Below are 20,219 nucleotides of genomic sequence, written 5' to 3' on the forward strand. Positions count from 1 at the left end.
GGGGGGGGGGGGCGCGGGGGGCGCACCTGGGGTGGGGGGGTCGACACCTCGCGGGGGGTGTGGTCCCGGGGGCCCCGGCGCCCCCCCCACCACCCCCCCCACCCGGCCGCGGCCCGGTGGGCGGAGCGGGCGCTGGCGCTGTTCGTGCTCGACCCCGTGCTGCTGAAGGCGTCCGGCACGCCCCGGGTGGACTTCCTGCACCGGTGCCTGCGGTCGTTGGACGCCGAGCTGGGCGGGCGGCTCGTGGTGGTCGAGGGCGATCCGGTGGACGTCGTGCCCCGGGTGGCCGCGCGGGTCGGCGCGTCGTCGGTCCACGTGTCGGCGGACGCGGGCCCGTACGGGCGCGCGCGCGACGCGGCGGTGGCCGAACGGGTCGAGCTGGTGCGGGTCGGGTCGCCCTACGCGGTCGCGCCGGGGCGGGTCACCAAGGCGGACGGGACGCCGTACCGGGTGTTCACGCCGTTCTCCCGGGCCTGGGCGGACCACGGCTGGCACCTGCCGGTCCGCACCGACGCGTCCACAGTGGACTGGATGAGTGCGGACCTCGGCGTCGAACTCCCTGCGGGAGAACGACTCCCGGACGTCCGCGCGTTGTGGGAGGCGTTCCGCGACGAGAAGCTGCCCGACTACGCCACCCGCCGCGACCGGCCGGACCTGGACGGCACGAGCCGGTTCTCCGCGTTCCTGAAGTGGGGCGTGGTGCACCCCCGGACGCTGCTCGCGGACCTGGGGCGCGACGCGGGCGCGAAGGCGTTCCGGACCGAGCTCGCCTGGCGTGACTTCTACGCCGACGTGCTGTGGCACGAGCCGGAGTCCGCGCGCCGCAACTACAACCGGGCGTTCGACCGGATGCGGCTGGACGACGACCGCGACCGGTTCGAGGCGTGGTGCCGGGGCCGGACCGGCTACCCGTTCGTGGACGCCGGGATGCGGCAGCTCCTGAGCGAGGGCTGGATGCACAACCGCGTCCGCATGGTCGTGGCGAGCTTCCTCGTCAAGGACCTGCACCTGCCGTGGTGGTGGGGCGCGCGGCACTTCATGCGGCACCTGGTCGACGGCGACCTCGCCTCAAACCAGCACGGCTGGCAGTGGGCTGCGGGCACCGGCACGGACGCGGCGCCGTTCTTCCGCGTCTTCAACCCCGTCACGCAGGGCGAGAAGTTCGACCCGGACGGGGCCTACGTGCGCCGGTACGTCCCCGAGCTGCGCGACGTGCCGGGCAAGGCCGTCCACCAACCGCGTGACCCGATCGTGGACCACGCGGACGAGCGCCGGGAAGCGCTCGCCCGCTACGAGGCCGTCAAGCGCTAGCGCAACACGTCCCGCAGGCGCACGCGGGCACCCGTGCGCAGCACGGCGTTCGAGTAGACCTTCCCGCCCAGCCAGGTGATCGCCCCGATCGCCAGCAGCGCGAGCACGATCGCCAGCAGCACCTGCCACGTCGGCGCGACGCCCATCGCCATCCGGCCCGGCATGAGGATCGGCGCGAACGGCGGCAGCACGGACAGCACCGCCACCGCGGTCCCCGTCGGGTCGCTGATCATCAGGTTGATGCCGACCACGAACGCCACCACGATCGACGCGCTGATCGGCGTCAGCACCGACTGCACCTCCTCCTGGCGCGACACCAGCGACGCCGCCGCGGCGAAGACGGTGGCGTAGAGGAAGAAGCCGAGCACGTACCAGAGCACGCCGGTGGCCAGCGCCCCGCCGGCGACGCCCGCGATGTCCAACACCCCCGACACCGACGCCAGCACCAGCCCGATGCCGCCGATCACGACCAGCTGGAGCAACCCGACCGCGCCGAGCCCGACGACCTTGCCCAGCAGCAGCTGCCACGGCCGCAGCGTCGCCAGCAGGATCTCCACCACCCGGCTGGACTTCTCCTCCACCACGCCCTGCGCGACCATCGCCCCGTAGACCAGCAGCGAGTAGTACAGCAGCGCCGCGATCACCAGGCCGACCACCAGCCGCTGGCCGCGCTGCTCGTCCTGCGGCTCCAGCGCCACCACGTCGACGCCCGCGCGTTCGACGTTGCGCGCCACCGCCGCCGGGTCCAGGCCCGCCTCCGCGAGCTGCGCGTCCAGCACCTGCTGCTTGACCAGCAGGTCGATCGAGTTGCGCAGCTGCTCGCCCAGCGACTCCTTCACCACCACCCGCAGGTCGTCGGAGGCACCGGTGATCAGCGCGTCCACGTCGCCCGACCGCACCTGCTCCTCGGCCGCCGCCGGGTCGCCCACGTCGACCGTCTCCACCTCGCGCCCGAACGACCTGGCGGTCTGCTTCAACGGCTCCGCGAGCGCCGTCGCCTGCCCGCTCAGCGCGACCCGGTCGCGGCCCGCGTCGTCGAACAGCACGGCCTGCAACAACATGTAGCCCGCCATCACGGCGACGATCACCAGGGTGCCCACCACGAACGACTTCGTGCGCACCTTGCCCAGGAACTCCCGGCGCGAGACCAGGAACACCGCCCGGCCGGGGGTGAGGTCGCTCATGCCGCGGACTCCTCGGTCACCACGCTGCGGAACAACTCGGTCAGCGACGGCCGCTGCCGGGAGAACTCGTGCACCGGACCGGTGTCCAGGGCGGCGCGCAGCACCACCTGGTCGTCGACGTCCGGCGCCACGTCCAGGACCGTGCGGCCGGACGACGTGTGCGCCGACAGCACGCCCGGCAGGTGGTCGGCCCACCCCGCGGGCGCCCGCGGCGCGTCCACGACCAGCTTCGACTCGCCGCCGGCGCGCAGCTCGTCCACCCGGCCGCAGGCCACCATCGTGCCGCTGCGCACGATGCCGACCCGGTCGCACAGCCCCTCCACCAGCTGCAGCTGGTGGCTGGAGAACACCACCGGCACGCCCCTCGCGGCCTTCTCGCGCAGCACCTGGCTCATCACGTCCACCGCCACCGGGTCCAGGCCGGAGAACGGCTCGTCCAGCACCAGCACGTCCGGCTCGTGCACCAGCGCCGCCGCCAGCTGCACGCGCTGCTGGTTGCCGAGGCTGAGCTTCTGCACCTCGTCGTCCCGGCGGTCGCGCAGGCCCAGGCGGGCGATCCACGTCTCCGCCGAGCGGTGCGCGGCGTTGGTGGGCACGCCGTGCAGCTCCGCCAGGTAGACCAGCTGGTCGAGCACCTTCATCTTGGGGTAGAGGCCGCGTTCCTCGGGCATGTAGCCGATCCGGCGGCGGGTGCGGAACGTGATCGGCGCCCCGTCCCACCGCACCTCGCCCGAGTCGGCCGCCAGCACGCCCAGCGCGATGCGCATCGCGGTGGTCTTGCCGGCGCCGTTGCTGCCGACGAACCCGAACAGCTCACCCGCCGCCACGTCGAAGGTCATCCCGTCGAGCGCGACGACCTCGCCGTAGCGCTTGGAGACCCGGTCTACCTCGAGCACTCCCTGTGCCACGTGCTCTCCTCCTGTTGTGACCAGTCGTGCCTAGCCGTAGACCTGGGTGGACAGCGGCTCGAACGGCCTGCGGCTGAACACCGCCTCGACCGGCAGGCCGAACACGTCGCAGATCCGCAGCGCCAGGTCGAGGCTCGGGTAGTGGTCGCCCCGCTCCAGCGCCCCGATCGTCTGCGGGTTGACCTCCACCGCCTCGGCCAGTACCGCCCTGGTCATACCCCGTTCGACCCGGAGCACCCCGATCCTGTTGTGGATGGGTTGCCCGGGACCTCGGCGCACCGGACTCATGCTACGAAGTGTTGCGAAAACCCAACAGAACGGCAAGTAAACAATTCACAGAATAGGCCGAACGGCGGTATCCGTCGCACGGTGTCCCATAAATCACGATTCGGTGAAACGATACGTCGCCGGGAACCGAATCGTCTGTCGACGGGTCGAATTGCGCAGTAGGGCCGCAAGCCCCGTTGCCGTGAGGGGTGAACATGGAGCCGGACCAGTGGCTCGCGCAGTACGGAGAGAAGATCGAGCAGGCCAAGCGGAACGCCGCCGAGGCCGAGACGCAGCTCGGGGGCGTCGGCGGCAGCGCCACGTCGCCCGACGGCCTGATCACGGTCACGGTCAACGCCTCGGGCGCGTTGACCGGCCTGGTCCTGCGCCCGCAGCTGCGCGGCGAGGACCCCGAGCGGATCTCCGGTGCGATCATGACCGCGGTGGCCCAGGCGCAGCGCGCCGCCGCGGGCCGGGTCGTCGAGATCATGACGGAGTTCGTCGGCGAGAGCCCGGCGCTGGAGTTCGTGAAGTCGAAGATGCCGAACGGCTATTCGGGTGACGGCACGGACGCCGTGGAACCGGAGCCGGAGATCCAGCGTCGAGACACCAGGCCCGATGACGACTACTTCACCAACCCACCCGATGTCATGGCCTGAGCAGGGGGTAGATGACCATGTTCGACTCGTTCAACGTGAACCCGGAGGAGATCCGGGCGCACGCTGGCACGGTCGACCAGCTGACGCAGCGGATGCTCTCGGCCACGAAGACCGCTGACCCGTCGCTGACGACCGACGCCTTCGGCGTGTTCGGCTCGTTCCTCGCTCAGTTCCTGCTCAAGACGGCCGGGTCGTCGCAGGACATCCTCGGCCAGGCCACGGAGACCGTCGCCGACATGTGCCAGGGCCTCAAGGAGGTCGCGGACCTCTACGAGAACGTCGACCTCGACAACGCGTTCGGCTTCACCGGAAAGGCACGGGGATGAGCGGGCAAGCCACATCGACCTCGCAGGGCCGTGACCCCTCGCACCTGATCAGCGACGTGCAGGGCACCGTCGCGGCGGTCGAGCGGGGCGACTGGGTCCAGGCCGGCCTCGGCATGGCGAACACCGCCATGGGCATCGTCGGCATGGCCAGCAACCCGCTGTCGGGCTTCCTGTCCGCCGGGTTCAGCTGGGCCATCCAGCACGTCGACTTCCTGCGCGAGCCGTTCGACGCGCTGCTGGGCAACCCGCAGGCGATCCAGAAGATGTCCGACAGCTGGGCGTCCGCCGCCAAGCAGATCGAGGGCATCGTCGCGGACTACCGGCGCACGTCGGTGGAGGAGACCCGGACCTGGCGCGGCCGTTCCGCCGACGGCTACCGCGCGGCCAGCAAGCAGCACGCCACCGGGCTGGAGACGCTGTCCAAGGCGACGCAGGGCATCTCCCGCGCGGCCAAGGGCGCGGGCGAGCTCGTCGCGACCGTGCGCAAGACGATCATGGACCTGATCAGCCAGGCCGTGTCGGACATGGTCATGAAGATCATCCAGTGGCTCGCGGCGTCGTTCCTGACGTTCGGCGCGGCCATCGCCGGCGCGATCGCGGACATCGTGCAGATGGCGTGCAACTACGCCAAGAAGCTGGCCGACTTCCTGCAGAAGCTCGGCAACTCGCTCAAGAAGCTGATCGACCTGATCAAGTCGGTCGCGCAGATCGCCCAGACCGCCAAGCAGATCCTGCAGGCGATCACCGCGATGACGTCGTCCAACAAGGGTGGCGGAGCGGGTGGCTCCGGGCCGCGGCTGTCGCAGGGCGGCCTCGGGCTGGGCGAGGGGCAGCTCGAGGACATGCACCGCGACGCCGACCGGCGGTACACCAGCACGCCCGGTGGGTCGACCAACCCGTCCGGCGCGGGCGGTGGCGGCTCGGCCGGTCCGGTCGTGAGCCGTCCGCCGACGGTCGGTGTCGGGTACGGGCCGGAGGCGGGCGCGGGCTCGGGTTCCGGCGGTGCGGGCACCTACCCCGGTGGCGCGAGCGGTCCGGTGGTGAGCCGTCCGCCGACGCTGGGTGGTGCCGGTGGCGGTTCCGGCTACGGGCCGGGCACGGGGGCCAACCAGCCGCCCAACTACCCGGGGGTGGCGAACCCGGTGGTGAACCGTCCGCCGTCGGTCGGTTCCGGTGGCACCTACGGTCCGGGTTCCGGCACGGGTTCGGGTTCCGGTTACGGGCCGGGGTCCGGTAGCGGTGGCAGTGGCACCGGCGGCAGCGGCACCGGTGGTCACTGGGAGCCGGGCCGGTGGGTGCCGGACGGCCAGGTGCCGATCCGGCCCTCGGTGAGCGGGACGACGCACGCGACCGACATCGGTGGCTCGTCGTACGTGCCGACCGTGCCGCCGGTGCGCCCGCTGCCGTCCGACCTGCACGCCAGTGGTGGCGCGGGCACGGGTGCGGGTAGCCCGGGTGCCGGTGCCTTCGGTGGCGGTGGTGGCGTCGGCGGTGGTGGCGGCGGCTTCGGTGGCGGTGGCGGTGGCGTCGGCGGTGGCGGTGGTGGCTTCGCGGGCGGTGCCGGTGGCGGTGGCGCCGGTACCGGTGGCGGCACGGCCCTCCAGGCCGGTGGCGCGTCCGGTGTGCTGGGCGCGGCCGGTGGCGGTCAGCCCGGTGCCGCCGCGGCGGCCGCGGGTGTGGCCGGTGCCGGTGGACGTCCCGGCGGTGCCGGCGGCGGCATGATGGGCGGTGCGCCCATGATGGGCCCTCCCGGCCAGGGCGGCGACGGCAAGGACCACCAGCGCAAGGTGCGGCTGGAAGGCGAACCGCTGATCGAGGAGCCGCCGAGGGCGGCGAAGCCGATCATCGGCGAGTGACCTGAAACGCCGAAGGGGGACCTCCACCAGGAGGTCCCCCTTTCGCATGCCCGCCCGTCCAGGACGTTCAACTCGGGTGTCCTGAACGTAGGACACGCACGACCTGAACGTAGGACACGCGCGACCTGAACGTTGGACACGCGCGACGCGAACGTTGGACACGCGTGCGTGTCCTACGTTCGGAACGGGCGTGTCCTGCGTTGGGGACGTGGGTGTTCTGCGTTCGGGGGCGTGGGGTGCGGTCAGGGTTGGGGGGTCGTGCGGTCGGGGTCGGTGGAGAGGGCTTCGGCCACCTGGCGGGTGACGGCCGGTTCGGCGGCGGCGCGGTCGGCGGGGACCAGGCCGATGCGGGTCCGGCGGTCCAGGACGTCGTCCGCGGTCAGGGCCCCCTCGTGGCGGACGGCCCAGGCGACCTCGCCCACCTCGGCCACACGCGGCGCTTCGGTGCCGTAGCGGGCGACCAGGTCCGGTGGGCCGGCGGCCCGGCCCGCGCCCACCAGCGGGAGGCTCGCGGTGCGGCAGCGGACCGCCGTCAGGCCCGTGGCGTCCACCGCGTCGGCGGCCATGCGGCGGTACGTGGTGAGCTTGCCGCCGACGACCGTCGTGACGCCGTCGGCGGTCAGCACGGCGTGCCGCCGGGAGAGGTCGGCGCTCGGACCGCCACCGGTGTCGAGCAGGGGACGCAGGCCGGCGAACGCGCCCAGGACGTCGTCCCGGCCCAACGGCCGTTCGAGCACCGAGGACGCCGCCGCCAGCAGGAAGTCCACATCGGACTCGGGCACGGTCGGCACGTCCGGGATCGGGCCGTCCACCGGCTCGTCGGTCAGACCCACGTACACGCGGCCGTCGCGTTGCGGCAGCACGAGCGCGAAGCGGTTGCGGGCACCGGGGATCGGCACGGTCAGGGCGGTCCCGGCCACGCCGAGGGTCGACGCGGACAGCACCAGGTGCGAACCCCGGGACGGCCGCAGCCGCACGCCCGGCACCAACCCGCCCGCCCACACGCCGGCCGCGTTCACCACCGCGCGCGCCGCGATGTGCAGCGACGAGCCGGTCAGCACGTCGACCACGTCCGCGCCCCGGCCGGTCAGGGACGTCACGCGCGCCCGGGTGACCACCCGGGCCCCGAAGCCGGCGGCGGTGCGGGCCAGCGCCACGACGAGGCGGGCGTCGTCGACCAGCTGCCCGTCGAAGCTCAGCAGCCCGCCGCGAAGGTCGGCCCGCCGCAGGCCGGGCACCAGGGCCAGCGCCTCGACGGCGGGCACGTGCCGCGGACCCGGCAGGACGCGGGACGGGGTGCGGGCCAGGCGGCGCAACGCGTCACCGGCGCGCAGACCGGCCATCACGACCTGGTCGTGCGACCTGCCGTGCAGCGGCACGAGCTGCGGCAGCGCCCGCACGAGGTGGGGCGCGGTGCGGGTCATCAGGATGCCCCGCTCCACCGCGCTCTCGTAGGCCAGGCCGACCTCGCCCTGCGCCAGGTACCGCAACCCGCCGTGCACCAGCTTGCTCGACCAGCGGGACGTCCCGAACGCCAGGTCGTGCGCCTCCACCAGGCACACCGACAGGCCGCGCGACGCGGCGTCGAGCGCGACACCGGCACCGGTCACCCCGCCGCCGACCACCAGCAGGTCCACCGACGACGACGCCAGGTGGTCGAGATCGACACGGCGTCGCGCGGCGTTCAGCGACGTGCCGGACGCGGTGCTCACGACAGCGCCGCGTCGAGGTAGGCGGCCAGCTCGGCCAGCAGCTCCTCGAAGTCCAGGTCCGTGGTCGCGGGCCGGATCGACAGCACCAGCGACTGCGTGGTCAGCAGCACCAGCCGGGCCTGCGCGGCCACCGAACCGGCCCGGATCGAGCCGTCCGCGTGGCCCTCCTCGACCTGCGCCACCAGGAACGCCTCGACCAGCCGTTGCGTGCTGCCCAACCGCTGCACGAGGTAGGGCAGCATCAGCTCGGCGTCCAGGTCGAGCACGCGCCGCATCAGCGGGTCGGCGGCGAGCAGCCGGATCCCCTCCGCGGCCCGCGCCACGAGCCGCTGCCTGGCGTTGTCCCCGGTCACCTCGATCCGTTGCAGCAGGGCGGTGAACTCCCTGGTCATCAGGGCTCTGACCAGCGTTCCCACGTCCGGGAACCGGCGGTAGAGGGTCATCCGGCTCACGCCGGCGCGCTTGGCGATGTCCGTCAGCGTGGTGCGGCGCACCCCGACCTCGACCACGCAGTCGCGGGCCGCGTCGAGGAGTGCGTCATCACTGTGACGTTGAGACGTCATGTGTAACACTGTAGCGGTGACCGAGGACATCGACCACACCCTCCGGGGCAGTTGGACACCGACCGCCGGCCCGCTCCCGCCGCACGCGGTGAAGTGGCTGCGCGAGCACACCGGGCTGGGCGACGTCCGCACCCCCGCCCGTGCGCCGGTCGTGCCCGACCCGGTGCTGAGCGATGCCGCGCGCGTCGCGCTGGACGCCGTCGTCGGACCGGGTTACGTGCGGGTGGACCGGGACTCGCGGCTGGGTCGCGCAGGTGGACTGTCCTACGTGGACCTGTTGCGGCAGCGCGGTGAGGGCGAGCTCGCGGTGCCGGACGCCGTGGTGCTGCCCGCGTCACCCGAGCAGGTCGTCGAGGTGCTCCGCGCGTGCGTCGAGCACGACGTGGCGGTGGTGCCGTTCGGCGGCGGCACGTCCGTCGTCGGCGGGGTGAACGCGCTGCGCGGCGACAAGGCGGCGGTGATCGCGCTGGACCTGGCCCGGCTGGACAAGCTGGTCGAGGTCGACCCGGTGTCCCGCGTGGCCGTGCTCCAGGCCGGGTTGCCCGCGCCCCGGGCCGACCGGCTGCTCGCCGCGCACGGCCTGACGCTCGGCCACGTGCCGCAGTCCTACGAGCGGGCCACCATCGGCGGGTTCGCCGCGACCAGGTCGGCCGGTCAGGCGTCCTCCGGCTACGGCCGGTTCGAGGACATGGTCGAGGGCGTCCGGCTGGCCACGCCGGTGGGCGAGTGGCGGCTGGGCGTCGCACCCGCGTCCGCGGCCGGTCCGGACCTCAAGCAGCTGGTCGTGGGCAGCGAGGGCGCGCTGGGCGTCATCACGGAGGTGGCGCTGCGCGTGCGGCCACGACCCGCGGTGGAGCGCTACGAGGGCTTCGTGGTGGACGGCTGGGAACGCGGGCAGGCGGCGGTGCGCGAACTGGCGCAACGACGGGTGCTGGCGGACGTCACCCGGCTGTCCGATGTGGACGAGACCGAGGTGTCGCTGGCGCTGTCCGGCGGCTGGAAGGTCACCGCGCTCAAGGCTTACCTGCGGGCGCGGGGCGTGCGGCAGCCGTGCCTGCTGATCCTCGGTTGGCACGGCGCGTCCGAGGACGACGTCAAGCGCAGGCGCGCGGAGACGTTGCGGGGCTTGCGATCGGTGTCGTTGGGCACGGCGCTCGGGGAGGCGTGGCGGCACGGCCGGTTCAACGGGCCGCGCCAGCGGGACGCGCTGATGGAGGTCGGCGTGTGCGTGGAGACGCTGGAGACGGCGACGCACTGGTCGAAGGTCTCCGACCTGCGTGCGGCCGTCCGCGAGGCGCTGGTCGACGCGCTGGGCGAGTGCGTGGTCATGTGCCACATCTCGCACGCCTACGAAACGGGCGCGTCGCTGTACTTCACCGTCCTGGCGGCCCGGGACGCCACCGACCCGATCGGCCAGTGGCAGGTGGCCAAGGCCGCCGCCGGCGAGGCCATCACCGGGCTCGGCACGATCAGCCACCACCACGCCGTCGGCGCCGACCACGCGCCGTACCTGGAGGCCGAGATCGGCGCGCTCGGCGTCGAGGTGCTGGCGTCGGTCAAGCGGACGCTCGACCCGACCGGCGTGCTCAACCCGGGCAAGCTGATCGCTGGCGGGAACAATCCGGCGGGGCTAGCGTCGCCTGGTGACCGGTGACCTGCTGATCCGTTCCGTGCGGCCGTGGCCGAACACCCCGGGCGCACCCCTGGTCGACGTGCTGTGCGAGGACGGGCGCGTCGCGGCGTTCGCCCCGGACCTCGACCCGCCGCCCGCCGTGCCGGTGGTCGACGGCCGCGGCGGGGTGCTGCTGCCCGCGTTCACCGACGCGCACGCGCACCTGGACTCCACCCGGCTGGGCCTGCCGTTCCGCCCGCACAGCGCCGGCGACGGGCTGGCCGAGCTGATCGGCAACGACCGGCGCAACTGGCGTTCCGCGGAGGCGTCCGTCGCGGACCGCGCCACCCACACCCTCGGCCGGACGATCGCGTGCGGCGCCACGCACGTGCGCAGCCACGCCCAGGTGGACGTCGACTCGGGGTTGGAGAAGCTGGAGGGCGTGCTCGCGGCGCGCGAGGAGCACGCCGGGCGGGCGCACGTCGAGGTGGTGGCGTTCCCGCAGTGCGGCGTCCTGCGCGAGAAGGGCACCGCCGACCTGCTGGACGCGGCGCTGCGCGCGGGTGCGGACCTGGTCGGCGGGCTGGACCCGGCGGGCTACGACCGCGACCCCGTGCGGCACCTGGACGTCGTGTTCGGGTTGGCGGAGAAGCACCAGCGCGGGGTGGACGTGCACCTGCACGACGCCGGCACGCTCGGCGCGTTCCAGGTGGAGCTGGTCTGCGAGCGCGTGCAGGCGCTGGGGATGCAGGGGCAGGTGACGATCAGCCACGCGTTCGCGCTGTCCACTGTGGATGACGACCGGCGGCGGCACCTGGTGGAGCTGCTGGCCGAGCACGACGTCGCGGTGACGACGGTCGCGCCGGGCGTGCGCGAGCCGTTGCCGCTGCGGGAGCTGCGGTGGGCCGGGGTGCGGGTCGGGCTCGGGCAGGACGGCATCCGGGACTACTGGTCGCCCTACGGCAACGGCGACATGCTCGACCGGGCGTGGCAGCTGGCCTACCGCAGCGGATTCCGCCGCGACGAGCTGGTCGAGATGTGCGTCGACGTCGCCACCCGGGGCGGCGCGGCCGTCATGGGCCGGGCGCTCGGCCTGACCGAGCGGTCCCCGGCGGACCTGGTGGTCGTGCCCGGCGACACCGTGACCGCCGCCGTGATGGACCGCGCGCCGCGGACGCTGGTCGTGCACGAGGGCCGCGTCGTCGCCGCGGACGGTGACCTGGTGGCCGTCGCCTGAGCTACGGCGCGGCGTCACCGAGCCGGGAGACGAGGAACTCCAGGCGCTCGGACTGGAACTCCAGGGGGATGCGGCCGCTGTCCGACAGGGTGGCGATGCCGTGCAACGCGCTCCAGACGACCTCCGCGACCAGTTCGCGCCCCGGGGTGTCCGGGTGGACGCAGCCGACGAACTCCTGGAAGCAGTCGAGCAGCGGTGGCGGCGTCTCGGCGTGCGCGAACTTCACGTCGGTCGGCATGACGAACATGGCCTGGTAGAGGGCCGGCCGCTCGGTGGCGAACTCCAGGTAGGCGCGGCAGACGTCGTGCAGGGCCTGCCTGAGACCGGGCGCGGCCAGGCGGATGCGGCGCAGGTGGGCGGCCAGCTCCGCGAAGCCGTCGAGCGCGACGGCGCGGACGATGGCGTCTTTGCCGCTGAAGTGGCTGTAGAGCACCGGCTGGCTGTACTCCACGCGCTCCGCGAGCCGCCGCGTCGTCACCGCCTCCCAGCCCTCGGCCTCGGCCAGTTCGCGGGCCGCGGTGATGATCAGCTGGTGGCGTTGGGCGCGTTCACGCTCGCGACGATCCCTGATGGCCGACATCGCCCCATCCTAGCAACGCTAGACATCCTGTCGCAGGTCTTGTTATCGTCGACACGACATCTAGCAGCGCTAGGATGCGCTGCGACTGGGAGGGGACAACCCGTGCTGACCACCGTCGCCACCGTGCTCGCCGGACTGATCGGCCTGGCCATCGTCGTCGTCGGCCTGCGGTTGATCCGGGTGCCGCAGAGCGCCGCCGGTTTCGGCATCACCGGCACACCGACCGAGGACCGGGCCGTCCAGTCGTGGCTGGCCGTCGTGGCGGGGCGCGACATCGCCTTCGGCCTCTTCACCCTCGTCCTGGTCATCGCCGGGTCACCCCACCTGCTGGGCTGGTTCATGCTGGTCACCGCCTGCGTTCCCGCGTGGGACGCCGTGGTCGTGCTGCGCGGCAACGGGCCCAGGTCGGCCGTCTACGGCATCCACGGCGGCACGGCGGCGGTGATGCTGGTGATCGGCGTGCTGCTCCTCGTCGGGTGACGGCGTTGTCGGTGGTCGTCAGTAGCCTGCCCGCATGAGTGACGACACCTGGGCCGCCCTCCAGGCCACGCCGTTGGCCGAGACGCGTCGGCGGGCCGCGATCATCGACGAGATCACCGGGATCACCCCGGTGGCGGTGGAGGGCGCGGAGCGGTTCGCGTGGAACGACAGCGGCGGCCAGTCGGCGGTCTGGTACTTCACCCCGGACGGGCGGGCGCTGCTGCTCACGTTCGACCACGAGCTGGAGCTCAACCTCTACGCGGAGGGTGACTACGCGCTCCAGGAGTCGCTCTACCGGGGCGTCCCGGAAGACCTCGTGCACCTGGTGCGCGACCGCCCCGAGAACTACGAGTCGCTCAACCTCCTCGAACCCGGCACGGACCGCACGATCCACTACGCCGGCGGCGTCTTCTGGTTCGACGGCGAGCAGTGGCGGCCGGCCGAGGGGTTCGTCGCCCACTGCGAGCAGGAGGGCCTGGACGGCATGGTCGAGTCCGGGTTCGACTACTGCCTCGACGCCTACCTGTTCGGCCGGGACTTCACCCCCGAGGCGGTGGTCGAGAACCGCGTCGGCCACGGCTGGTACGAGGAGGAGGCCGAGCGCGCCACCGCGGTGACCGAGGTGCGCGCGGTCTTCGCCCGGCACTAGCAGCACAGCGCGAACAGCTCGGCCCACTGCCGCGCGGTCAGGTCGCGGGGCAGGGTGCGGTCGGTGATGCCGTGCCGCCGGGCCCACGCCGGGATCGAGGTCGGAGTCGCGGCGGGGATCGAGGCCGCGATCGACGTCGAGGTCCGCGCGGGGGGCTGCGCCGCGGGTCGGGCGGAGGTCGGGTCCGAGGTCCGCGTCGAGGTGCGGGGCGACGTGCGGAGCGAGGTGCGCGGCGACGGGTAGGCGGCGCGGACGATCGCCGGCACGCCCCGACCGCGACCGGTGAACACCCGGTGCACGAACGACTGGTAGCGGCGGCGGTCCCGGGCGTCCACCAGGGGCACCTCCCGCCGGGTCACCGTCATCAGGCCGCCGTCCACGCTCGGTCGGGGGTGGAACGCCGCCGCGGGCACCCGGCGGACCAGCGTGAACGCGTACCAGGGCCACCACTGGGCGGTCATCATCGTCGCGCCGCCCACCCCCGCGCGGCGGCGCGCGACCTCCCACTGCACCAGCAGCACGGCGTCCGTCCAGTGGCCCGCGTGCACGACCCGCCGCAGCATCGCCGTGGTCAGGTGGAACGGCAGGTTGCCGACCAGCACGTGCGGGTCGGTCGGCAGGGGGTGGCGCAGGAAGTCCGCGTGCACGACCGACGTGCCCGGCGCGACGCGGCGGCGCAGGGACCGGACCCGATCCGGATCGACCTCCACGGCGGTCAACGGCCGGCCGAGGGACTGCAGGGGCAGGGTCAACGCGCCGCCGCCGGGGCCGATCTCCAGGATCGGCCCGCGGGTGCGGGCGACGAGGTCGACCACGTCGGTGATGGCGGTGCGGTCGACGAGGAAGTTCTGGCCGTTCTCGTGCCGGCCTTCGTGGTGCGTGCGCACTGGAGCTCCGCGGCTGCTGGGAGGCGAACCGGGCAGCACGGAAAGACCGCCCGGCGAGGACTCGCTGGAGCGGCGGAGCAACCGGAAGTGGAGGTGCCGCCGCTAGACGCGGCGCAACCGGGTCACTGCGATGGCGCACATGCCGGCGACGCTAGCGCATCGCCGGCCGTGCCCGACAACGATTTACCGGCTCACGATCTACAGGCTCACGATCTACAGGCTCACGAGCGCCTTGCCGAGGTTCTCGCCGCGCAGCATCCCGATGAACGCCTCCGGCGCGCGGTCCAGGCCCTCGGTCACGGTCTCCTGGTAGCGCAGCTCGCCACTGGCGACCCAGCCGCCGACCTCGCGCACGAACTGCTCGCGCAGGTGCCCGTGCTCCATGACCAGGAACCCGCGCAGGGTCAGCTGCTTGGTCACGAGCAGGCCCGTGTTGCGCACGCCGGTCGGCGTCTTGGTGTTGTAGTTCGAGATCGAGCCGCACACCGCGACCCGGCCGCGGTCGTTGAGCGAGTCGAGCGCCGCCTCCAGGTGCTCGCCGCCGACGTTGTCGAAGTACACGTCGATGCCGTCCGGCGCGGCCTGCGCCAACTGCTCACCGACCGGGCCGTCCTTGTAGTTGAACGCCGCGTCGAAGCCCAGCTCGTCGACCAGGTACTTCACCTTCGCGTCGCTGCCCGCGCTGCCGATGACGCGCTTCGCGCCGCGCAGCCGGGCGATCTGACCCACGACCTGACCGACCGCGCCCGCCGCGCCGGACACGAACACCACGTCGCCCTCCTTGAACGACGCGACCTCCAGCAGGCCCACGTAGGCCGTCATGCCGGGCATGCCGAGCACGCCCAGGTACGCGCCGAGCGGCGCGACCGCCGGGTCCACCTTCACCGCGCGGGCCGCGTCCAGGACGGCGTAGTCGCGCCAGCCCAGGTTGTGCAGCACGGTGTCACCGACCTCGAACCCGGCGGCGTTCGACGCCACGACCTCGCCCACCGCGCCGCCTTCGAGGGCCTTGCCGACCTCGAACGGCGGAACGTAGGACTTGCCCTCGTTCATCCGGCCCCGCATGTACGGGTCCACGCTCATCACGACGTTGCGGACCAGCAGTTGCCCGTCGCCGGCGGTGGGCACCGGCACCTCGACCAGGTCGAAGTTCTCGGGGGTCGGGAAACCTTCGGGACGGGAGGCGAGGCGGAACTCGCGCGCGTTGTTCGGCAGCGTCATACCGCGTGCAACGCCGGGGCGGCGCGACCGTGTTCCGCTGTTCGGCGGTGAAGTGGGCCGCGGTCCCGTCACCTGCGGGTCTCCCGGCGCGAGTCCCTCGATCGGGTTCGCCGGCGCGCGTCCGTCAGCGTGAGTCCTCGGCGTGAGCCCGTCAGCATGGGTCCGTCAGAGCGAGTCCCTGAGCGCGGTCACGCTGCGGTAGGCGAAACCCAGCCGCCGGTAGACCCGGATGGCGGGCGCGTTGCCCGCGTCGACCATCAGCCCGCAGGTGCCGCGCTCGGCCAGCAACGCGCCGGCGAGGAACGAGCACACCTCCGTCGACAGCGACCGGCCCCGGTGGTCGGCGTGGGTGGCCACGCCCCCGATGAAGCCCACCTCCGGCGCGGGCCACGCGTCCGCGCCCACCGACACCAGCACCCCGTCCGCGCGGACACCGGCCCACCGCGACGCCCCGGGCTCGCGCGGCCACACCCACGAGTCGGGGTTCGCCTTGCGCAGCAACGACTCCACGTCGTCCCACTCGTCCTCGGCCAGCCACCGCGCCCGCCCACCGGCGTCGAGCGACCCGGTGCGCTCCATCCACCCGAACGTGCCGCGCACCGGCCACCCCAGCTCCTCGGCGGTGGCGGTCGTCACCAGCGGCACCAGGCCGGGCCGCGCGTGCGCCCGCACCAGCTCCGCGACGTCGTCCACCGGTCCGGTGACCACCAACCGGTCGAAGCGGTTCAAGCCGGGTGCAAGCACGCCCACCGCGTCGCCGTGCGCCCACGCCGCGCCGCCCCGACCGGGCAGCAACGCCTGCGCGGCCCACCTCACCAGCGGGTCGGGGGTGGCGGCGGACACGTCGGCGGGGGTGGGCAGAACGCGCATGACCGCATCATCACCCAGGAGCTACCCTCGGCCGCATGGACATCCGCCGCATCACCTCGCTCGACGCGGTGGTCGCCGCGGGCCACCTGTTCGACGACCCGCCGCGCGAGGACGCCACCCGCGCGTTCCTCGCCGACGACCGGCACCACCTGCTCATCGCCTACGTCGACGACGAGCCGGCCGGGTTCGTCTCCGGTGTCGAGACCATCCACCCCGACAAGGGCGTGGAGATGTTCCTGTACGAGCTGGGCGTGGACGAGGCCCACCGGCGTCGCGGCGTCGCCACCGCGTTGATCGATCACCTGATCGGGTTGGCCAGGGAACGCGGCTGCACGGGCGTGTGGACCGGCACCGAGAAGGACAACGCCGCCGCCCTGGCCACCTACCGCCGTGCCGAGGCCGAACTGGACTTCGACACGGTCGCCGTCTCCTGGGGCTTCTGAGCGCCCAGCGGAACGCGCCTAGCGGAACAGGGCGCGCTTCTGCGCCGCCTCCTCCAACGCCCGGTAGGCCAGCTCCACGGCGGTGTTGTAGTCGCGCTGGTCGCGCGGCGGCACCGACTCGTCCGGCGCGGGCACGGTGGTCATGCCGAACCACCGCTCCTCCCACAGCAGGCGCACCACGGCCTCCCAGTGCTCCGCGACGACCTGCTTGACCAGCTTCTCCTGGTCGATGACCTCGGCCATCCGGTCCTGCGACTCGGCCAGCCGCTCCAGCAGCCGCCGCACCCGCGCCCGGTCGGCCGCGCGCATCCGCTCCACCGACTCGCCGGCCAGCGCGACGACCTCCCGGTACCGCTCGATGGCCGAGACCGGCTCGACCTCCGGCACGACGTGCCCGCCGCTGCGCTGCGCGGGAACGACTGAGGCGTGGCTGATCATGGTTCCTCCCCAGTGTCGAACGGGATGACGACCTGCGGTCGCGAGTGCTCGAACCGGTCGAAGAACAGCCCGCGCCGCGGTCGGGGTGACCACGCCATGACCTGCTCCGGTCCGAACGACAGCAGGTCCTTGCCCTGGATGTCGAACGCCACCCACGCGCCGATGTCGTCGTAGACGCCCGGCGGCAGGCTGTTCTTCAGCCGCTGGGCGCCACGCCACCAGCCCAGCACGTGGGTGCGGTTCTCCGGGCCGTGCTTGAGCACGGTGCGCAGCTGGTCGAGCCCGGAGACCCGCGTCGTCGGGTTCTTCGCCTCCAAGAGGGTGTGCGCCGCGTCCACCGCGTAAACCACCACGTAGTGCGGTTGCGGCGGGACGCCCGTCTCACCCCTCATGTGCTCGGTGATGAGGTGGGTCGTCTGCTCCAGCAACGCCTGGACGCCGTTGAGGCCCATCGTGGCCACCTCGTGACCCGCGTCGCGCAGCTGCTTGGCCAGCCGGTCCGCGTGCGGCCAGGCGTCCTCGGCCAGGCACGCCAGGGTGAACCGGGCCTCGCCCGGCTCGTGCTGGCGGGCCAGCGACAGCGCCGCGCCGCCCAGCACGTCCGCCGCGTCCTCGGCCAACGACCCGAGGACCGCGACGTTGCGACCGGGGGTGCGGGCGAAGCGCACCCCCGCCGCGCTGCCCGCCACGTCGATGACCTGGCCCAGCAGCACCGTCGGGGTGCCCTCGCCCGGCCCGAGCGCGCGGAAGTCCCGCGACGCCCGCAACGCGGGCACCTTGCTGCCGTCGAACAGGATCGGCTCGGACAGCTCGGGCGGGCGCAGGCGGTGCAGCTCGGCCTGGAGCAGGTCGAACGTGCCCTTCGCGGTCGCGTCGGGGATGCGCGCGACCTCGTTGCCCGGCCGCACGCCCGACTCGTGGTTGACCACGGCGTGCCAGCGCGGCAGCTCCACCGCGGCGTCGTTCTGCGGCTCGGCCAGCACCCGCCGCGCCTTGGGCAGCGCGATGCGCACGGTGAACTGCTCGAAGATGGCCGACTTGCCCCAGAACCCCTCGATGCCGGACACGTCCTGGCTGCACAGCACCAGGTGGATGCCCTGCGACCGGCCGCGCCGCGCCACGTCCTCCAGCAGCTGCGTGGCCTGCGCGGTGACGTGGTCGCGCTCCCCGAACAGGTACTGGAACTCGTCGATCACCGCCACGATCCGCGGCCAGTGGCCGTGCGGGTCCTCCTCGCGCAGCTGCTCCAGCTTGGTGACCTCGTGCCGCTTGGCCGCGTCCGCGCGCCGGCGCATCTCGTCGGCCAGGAACGCCAGCAGCGCCACGCCGAACTCGCGGTCGGTGTTGACGTTCACGCCGACCAGGCGGGCGTTCGGCAGCCACGTCGGGTCCTTGCGGCCCGGCGCGAACTGGGCGAACGACACGCCCTCCTTGAAGTCGAGGAGGTAGAGCTCCAGCTCGTCCGGCGCGTACCGGGCGGCGAGGCTGCCGAGCATCGCGTAGAGCAGGTTCGTCTTGCCCGAGCCGCTCGGGCCGCCGATCAACGCGTGCGGCGACGTGTCGCCCAGCGCCACGTGCACCGGCTCGCCCTCCAGGAAGCCCACCGGCGCGACCACGCCCGCCGACGAGTCCTCGCGCCACGGCTGCTCCGGCAGCAGGTCCGCGAACGTGCTGAGCCGGTTGCGGCGCTCCTCCCGCTTGTCCGCGATCGTCGCGCAGGCCCGGGGCACCGACGCGCGCGGCAGCGGCGGGTCCAGCGCCACGGCCACGTGCTGGCCGGTCATCGTGCAGGTGGCGGAGTTGTCGGCGGCGATGGTGACGGTCTCGATCGGGGAGTTGACCGTGACCGGGATGTCGACGATGAACAGCTGGATGCCCGCCGCCAGGCCGTTGCGCGCGACCCGTTGCAGCTGCTGCTGGTGCTCCTCGCGCAACGGCTGCCGGTTGCCGAACAGCACCGCCACCCGCCACGGCTCGGTGCGCCGACCGCCCGCCGCCCGCACCGACTGGTGGCCCTCGGTCAGCACGCCGGTGTGCACGCGGCGGATGTGGTCGGACAGCTCGTCCAGCAGCTCGTGCAGCCGCGCCGGGTCGTGCACGGTCAGCAGGCCCGCCCTGGTCAGCGGGTACAGGCCGGGCAGCGCGCCGGTGAGCTGGCCGACGTCCCACACGTGGACGTGCACCAGACCGGGCTGGAAGTGGCTGAGCACCCGCAGCAGCAACGTCTCGACCAGCGCCTCGGCCGTCGCGCGGCTCTCGTGGACCGACGAGACGTGCAGGTGCGAGTGGTCCAGCAGCGGCACCGCCACCGGGAACCGCTGCGGCTCGGGCGCACCGCGCACCATGCCGGTGCCGATGCGCCACAGCTCGGGCACGCCCTCGCTGCCGTCGGCCGTGCCCGGCGTGCCGAGCCACGACTCGTGCGGCCACGACGCCGGCCCCTCGGCCGCCGCGTTGACCAGCGCGGTCAGCTGGTCGGGCCCGCGTTCGGACCACTCGCGGAACGCCTCGACCCGGTCGACCATGGCGTTGGCGACCTGCCGCTCGAACAGCGGGTTCTCCAGCGCGCGGGCCAGCAGCGGGTCCGCCAGCGCCCGGTCGACCCCGTCGCCGCGCAGCATCACCTCGAAGATGTCGCGGGCCCGTTCGGCGGCGAGCAGGCGGTGCTCGCGCGAGGCGTTGCCCAGCGCGGCGGCCACCGCCTTGCGGAACTCCTCGAAGGAGCTCTCGATCCTCTTGCGGCGCTCGTCACGCCTGCTCACGTCACAGCTCCACGGTCAGGCGTTGGACCAGGTCCAGGCTGCCCACGATCAGCTCCAACTCGTCGGCGAACCGCTCGCCGGCCGCCACGAACCCGGCCGGTACCAGCGATTCGTGGTGATCGGCGCTCGCCTCGACCAGGATGGCGACCGCTTCGTCCAACGCGTTCTGGGCTTCTCGGACGCTGCGGTAGGCGTCCCTGAGGAACTCGCAGCTCTGCTCGAGAGCGAGCTTGATCTCGCCTACCGAGGTCACG

At 73.2% G+C, this 20,219-nt stretch carries 21 protein-coding genes; 9 read left to right on the forward strand and 12 right to left on the reverse strand.

The genetic code is table 11. From position 1 onward, the window contains the following. Nucleotides 1–57: 57 nt before the first annotated feature. On the forward strand, nt 58–1,311 hold the full coding sequence (locus AB0G02_RS00315) for a deoxyribodipyrimidine photo-lyase (RefSeq protein ID WP_360786962.1): 1,254 nt from the start codon (nt 58–60) through the stop codon (nt 1,309–1,311). Here AB0G02_RS00315 and AB0G02_RS00320 read toward each other — a convergent pair. The 3 genes from AB0G02_RS00320 to AB0G02_RS00330 are packed head-to-tail and all read right to left on the reverse strand — an operon-like array spanning nt 1,308 to nt 3,691. Further along, nucleotides 1,308–2,495: an ABC transporter permease gene (locus tag AB0G02_RS00320; protein ID WP_360786964.1), complete on the reverse strand. Its 1,188-nt coding sequence runs from the start codon at nt 2,493–2,495 to the stop codon at nt 1,308–1,310. The genes AB0G02_RS00315 and AB0G02_RS00320 overlap by 4 nt on opposite strands. Next, nucleotides 2,492–3,403 (reverse strand): ATP-binding cassette domain-containing protein, encoded by a 912-nt coding sequence (locus tag AB0G02_RS00325; RefSeq protein ID WP_360786967.1) that lies wholly within the window; start codon nt 3,401–3,403, stop codon nt 2,492–2,494. Before AB0G02_RS00325 ends, AB0G02_RS00320 begins: the two co-directional genes overlap by 4 nt. A gap of 30 nt (nt 3,404–3,433) precedes the next feature. Then, nucleotides 3,434–3,691 (reverse strand): helix-turn-helix transcriptional regulator, encoded by a 258-nt coding sequence (locus AB0G02_RS00330; RefSeq protein WP_360786970.1) that lies wholly within the window; start codon nt 3,689–3,691, stop codon nt 3,434–3,436. A gap of 194 nt (nt 3,692–3,885) precedes the next feature. Between AB0G02_RS00330 and AB0G02_RS00335 the strand changes: the two genes are divergently transcribed. Genes AB0G02_RS00335 through AB0G02_RS00345 form a run of 3 tightly spaced genes read left to right on the forward strand, consistent with a single transcriptional unit; the run spans nt 3,886 to nt 6,511 of the window. Further along, the gene (locus tag AB0G02_RS00335; protein WP_360786973.1) at nt 3,886–4,329 is read left to right on the forward strand and encodes a YbaB/EbfC family nucleoid-associated protein; all 444 of its coding nucleotides are present in this window, start codon (nt 3,886–3,888) and stop codon (nt 4,327–4,329) included. Between the two features lie 11 nt (nt 4,330–4,340). Next, on the forward strand, nt 4,341–4,655 hold the full coding sequence (locus AB0G02_RS00340; RefSeq protein ID WP_360786975.1) for a type VII secretion target: 315 nt from the start codon (nt 4,341–4,343) through the stop codon (nt 4,653–4,655). After that, a complete protein-coding gene (locus AB0G02_RS00345) occupies nt 4,652–6,511 on the forward strand; it encodes a WXG100 family type VII secretion target (RefSeq protein ID WP_360786978.1) in 1,860 nt (619 codons plus the stop codon). The genes AB0G02_RS00340 and AB0G02_RS00345 overlap by 4 nt, the downstream gene beginning before the upstream one ends. A 242-nt stretch (nt 6,512–6,753) precedes the next feature. On the opposite strand, the gene AB0G02_RS00350 is transcribed toward AB0G02_RS00345, so the two are convergent. Together AB0G02_RS00350 and AB0G02_RS00355 are read right to left on the reverse strand one after the other, a co-directional pair. After that, a complete protein-coding gene (locus AB0G02_RS00350) occupies nt 6,754–8,223 on the reverse strand; it encodes a glycerol-3-phosphate dehydrogenase/oxidase (protein WP_360786981.1) in 1,470 nt (489 codons plus the stop codon). Further along, nucleotides 8,220–8,786, reverse strand: a complete 567-nt coding sequence (locus tag AB0G02_RS00355; RefSeq protein ID WP_360786984.1) for a helix-turn-helix domain-containing protein — start codon at nt 8,784–8,786, stop codon at nt 8,220–8,222. Before AB0G02_RS00355 ends, AB0G02_RS00350 begins: the two co-directional genes overlap by 4 nt. Nucleotides 8,787–8,802: 16 nt before the next feature. On the opposite strand from AB0G02_RS00355, the gene AB0G02_RS00360 reads away from it, so the two are divergent. Both AB0G02_RS00360 and AB0G02_RS00365 read left to right on the forward strand, forming a co-directional pair. Continuing rightward, entirely contained in the window at nt 8,803–10,440 is a 1,638-nt protein-coding gene (locus AB0G02_RS00360; RefSeq protein ID WP_360786987.1) for an FAD-binding oxidoreductase, read from the forward strand. Continuing rightward, nucleotides 10,430–11,635 carry an amidohydrolase gene (locus AB0G02_RS00365; protein WP_360786990.1) on the forward strand — a complete coding sequence of 402 codons (1,206 nt, stop codon included), beginning with the start codon at nt 10,430–10,432 and terminating at the stop codon, nt 11,633–11,635. The genes AB0G02_RS00360 and AB0G02_RS00365 overlap by 11 nt, the downstream gene beginning before the upstream one ends. A 1-nt stretch (nt 11,636) precedes the next feature. Here the strand turns inward: AB0G02_RS00365 and AB0G02_RS00370 are convergent, their stop codons facing one another. After that, nucleotides 11,637–12,215 carry a TetR/AcrR family transcriptional regulator gene (locus tag AB0G02_RS00370; protein WP_360786992.1) on the reverse strand — a complete coding sequence of 193 codons (579 nt, stop codon included), beginning with the start codon at nt 12,213–12,215 and terminating at the stop codon, nt 11,637–11,639. A gap of 102 nt (nt 12,216–12,317) precedes the next feature. Here AB0G02_RS00370 and AB0G02_RS00375 point away from each other — a divergent pair, with 102 nt between their 5' ends. Both AB0G02_RS00375 and AB0G02_RS00380 read left to right on the forward strand, forming a co-directional pair. Next, a complete protein-coding gene (locus tag AB0G02_RS00375) occupies nt 12,318–12,695 on the forward strand; it encodes a DUF4267 domain-containing protein (RefSeq protein ID WP_360786995.1) in 378 nt (125 codons plus the stop codon). Between the two features lie 34 nt (nt 12,696–12,729). Next, a complete protein-coding gene (locus AB0G02_RS00380) occupies nt 12,730–13,344 on the forward strand; it encodes a hypothetical protein (protein WP_360786997.1) in 615 nt (204 codons plus the stop codon). Here the strand turns inward: AB0G02_RS00380 and erm are convergent. From erm to AB0G02_RS00395, 3 genes are all read right to left on the reverse strand, one after another. Then, nucleotides 13,341–14,231 carry a 23S ribosomal RNA methyltransferase Erm gene (gene erm / locus AB0G02_RS00385; RefSeq protein ID WP_360787000.1) on the reverse strand — a complete coding sequence of 297 codons (891 nt, stop codon included), beginning with the start codon at nt 14,229–14,231 and terminating at the stop codon, nt 13,341–13,343. The two genes, AB0G02_RS00380 and erm, sit on opposite strands and share 4 nt — an antisense overlap. A 213-nt stretch (nt 14,232–14,444) precedes the next feature. Then, nucleotides 14,445–15,452, reverse strand: coding sequence for an NADP-dependent oxidoreductase (locus tag AB0G02_RS00390; protein WP_360787003.1), 1,008 nt, complete (start codon nt 15,450–15,452; stop codon nt 14,445–14,447). A 165-nt stretch (nt 15,453–15,617) separates the two neighbouring features. Continuing rightward, a complete protein-coding gene (locus tag AB0G02_RS00395) occupies nt 15,618–16,322 on the reverse strand; it encodes a GNAT family N-acetyltransferase (RefSeq protein WP_360787005.1) in 705 nt (234 codons plus the stop codon). A 35-nt stretch (nt 16,323–16,357) separates the two neighbouring features. On the opposite strand from AB0G02_RS00395, the gene AB0G02_RS00400 reads away from it, so the two are divergent. Further along, entirely contained in the window at nt 16,358–16,765 is a 408-nt protein-coding gene (locus tag AB0G02_RS00400) for a GNAT family N-acetyltransferase (protein ID WP_360787007.1), read from the forward strand. Nucleotides 16,766–16,783: 18 nt separating this feature from the next. On the opposite strand, the gene AB0G02_RS00405 is transcribed toward AB0G02_RS00400, so the two are convergent. The 3 genes from AB0G02_RS00405 to AB0G02_RS00415 are packed head-to-tail and all read right to left on the reverse strand — an operon-like array spanning nt 16,784 to nt 20,218. Next, nucleotides 16,784–17,203 (reverse strand): hypothetical protein, encoded by a 420-nt coding sequence (locus tag AB0G02_RS00405; RefSeq protein WP_360787010.1) that lies wholly within the window; start codon nt 17,201–17,203, stop codon nt 16,784–16,786. Next, nucleotides 17,200–19,965: an FtsK/SpoIIIE domain-containing protein gene (locus AB0G02_RS00410; RefSeq protein WP_360787013.1), complete on the reverse strand. Its 2,766-nt coding sequence runs from the start codon at nt 19,963–19,965 to the stop codon at nt 17,200–17,202. The genes AB0G02_RS00405 and AB0G02_RS00410 overlap by 4 nt, the downstream gene beginning before the upstream one ends. A 1-nt stretch (nt 19,966) precedes the next feature. Further along, on the reverse strand, nt 19,967–20,218 hold the full coding sequence (locus AB0G02_RS00415; RefSeq protein WP_360787016.1) for a hypothetical protein: 252 nt from the start codon (nt 20,216–20,218) through the stop codon (nt 19,967–19,969). Nucleotide 20,219: the final 1 nt, after the last annotated feature.

The sequence above is a fragment of the Actinosynnema sp. NPDC023658 genome, assembly GCF_040639995.1.
GTDB lineage: Bacteria > Actinomycetota > Actinomycetes > Mycobacteriales > Pseudonocardiaceae > Actinosynnema.

Excerpts from the sequence above, each read along its gene's own strand:
- AB0G02_RS00320 (WP_360786964.1), bottom strand. The coding sequence starts at position 2,495 with ATGAGCGACCTCACCCCCGGCCGGGCGGTGTTCCTGGTCTCGCGCCGG.
- AB0G02_RS00330 (WP_360786970.1), bottom strand. The coding sequence starts at position 3,691 with ATGAGTCCGGTGCGCCGAGGTCCCGGGCAACCCATCCACAACAGGATC.
- AB0G02_RS00335 (WP_360786973.1), top strand. The coding sequence starts at position 3,886 with ATGGAGCCGGACCAGTGGCTCGCGCAGTACGGAGAGAAGATCGAGCAG.
- AB0G02_RS00340 (WP_360786975.1), top strand. The coding sequence starts at position 4,341 with ATGACCATGTTCGACTCGTTCAACGTGAACCCGGAGGAGATCCGGGCG.
- AB0G02_RS00345 (WP_360786978.1), top strand. The coding sequence starts at position 4,652 with ATGAGCGGGCAAGCCACATCGACCTCGCAGGGCCGTGACCCCTCGCAC.
- AB0G02_RS00355 (WP_360786984.1), bottom strand. The coding sequence starts at position 8,786 with ATGACGTCTCAACGTCACAGTGATGACGCACTCCTCGACGCGGCCCGC.
- AB0G02_RS00370 (WP_360786992.1), bottom strand. The coding sequence starts at position 12,215 with ATGTCGGCCATCAGGGATCGTCGCGAGCGTGAACGCGCCCAACGCCAC.
- AB0G02_RS00380 (WP_360786997.1), top strand. The coding sequence starts at position 12,730 with ATGAGTGACGACACCTGGGCCGCCCTCCAGGCCACGCCGTTGGCCGAG.
- AB0G02_RS00390 (WP_360787003.1), bottom strand. The coding sequence starts at position 15,452 with ATGACGCTGCCGAACAACGCGCGCGAGTTCCGCCTCGCCTCCCGTCCC.
- AB0G02_RS00395 (WP_360787005.1), bottom strand. The coding sequence starts at position 16,322 with ATGCGCGTTCTGCCCACCCCCGCCGACGTGTCCGCCGCCACCCCCGAC.
- AB0G02_RS00400 (WP_360787007.1), top strand. The coding sequence starts at position 16,358 with ATGGACATCCGCCGCATCACCTCGCTCGACGCGGTGGTCGCCGCGGGC.
- AB0G02_RS00405 (WP_360787010.1), bottom strand. The coding sequence starts at position 17,203 with ATGATCAGCCACGCCTCAGTCGTTCCCGCGCAGCGCAGCGGCGGGCAC.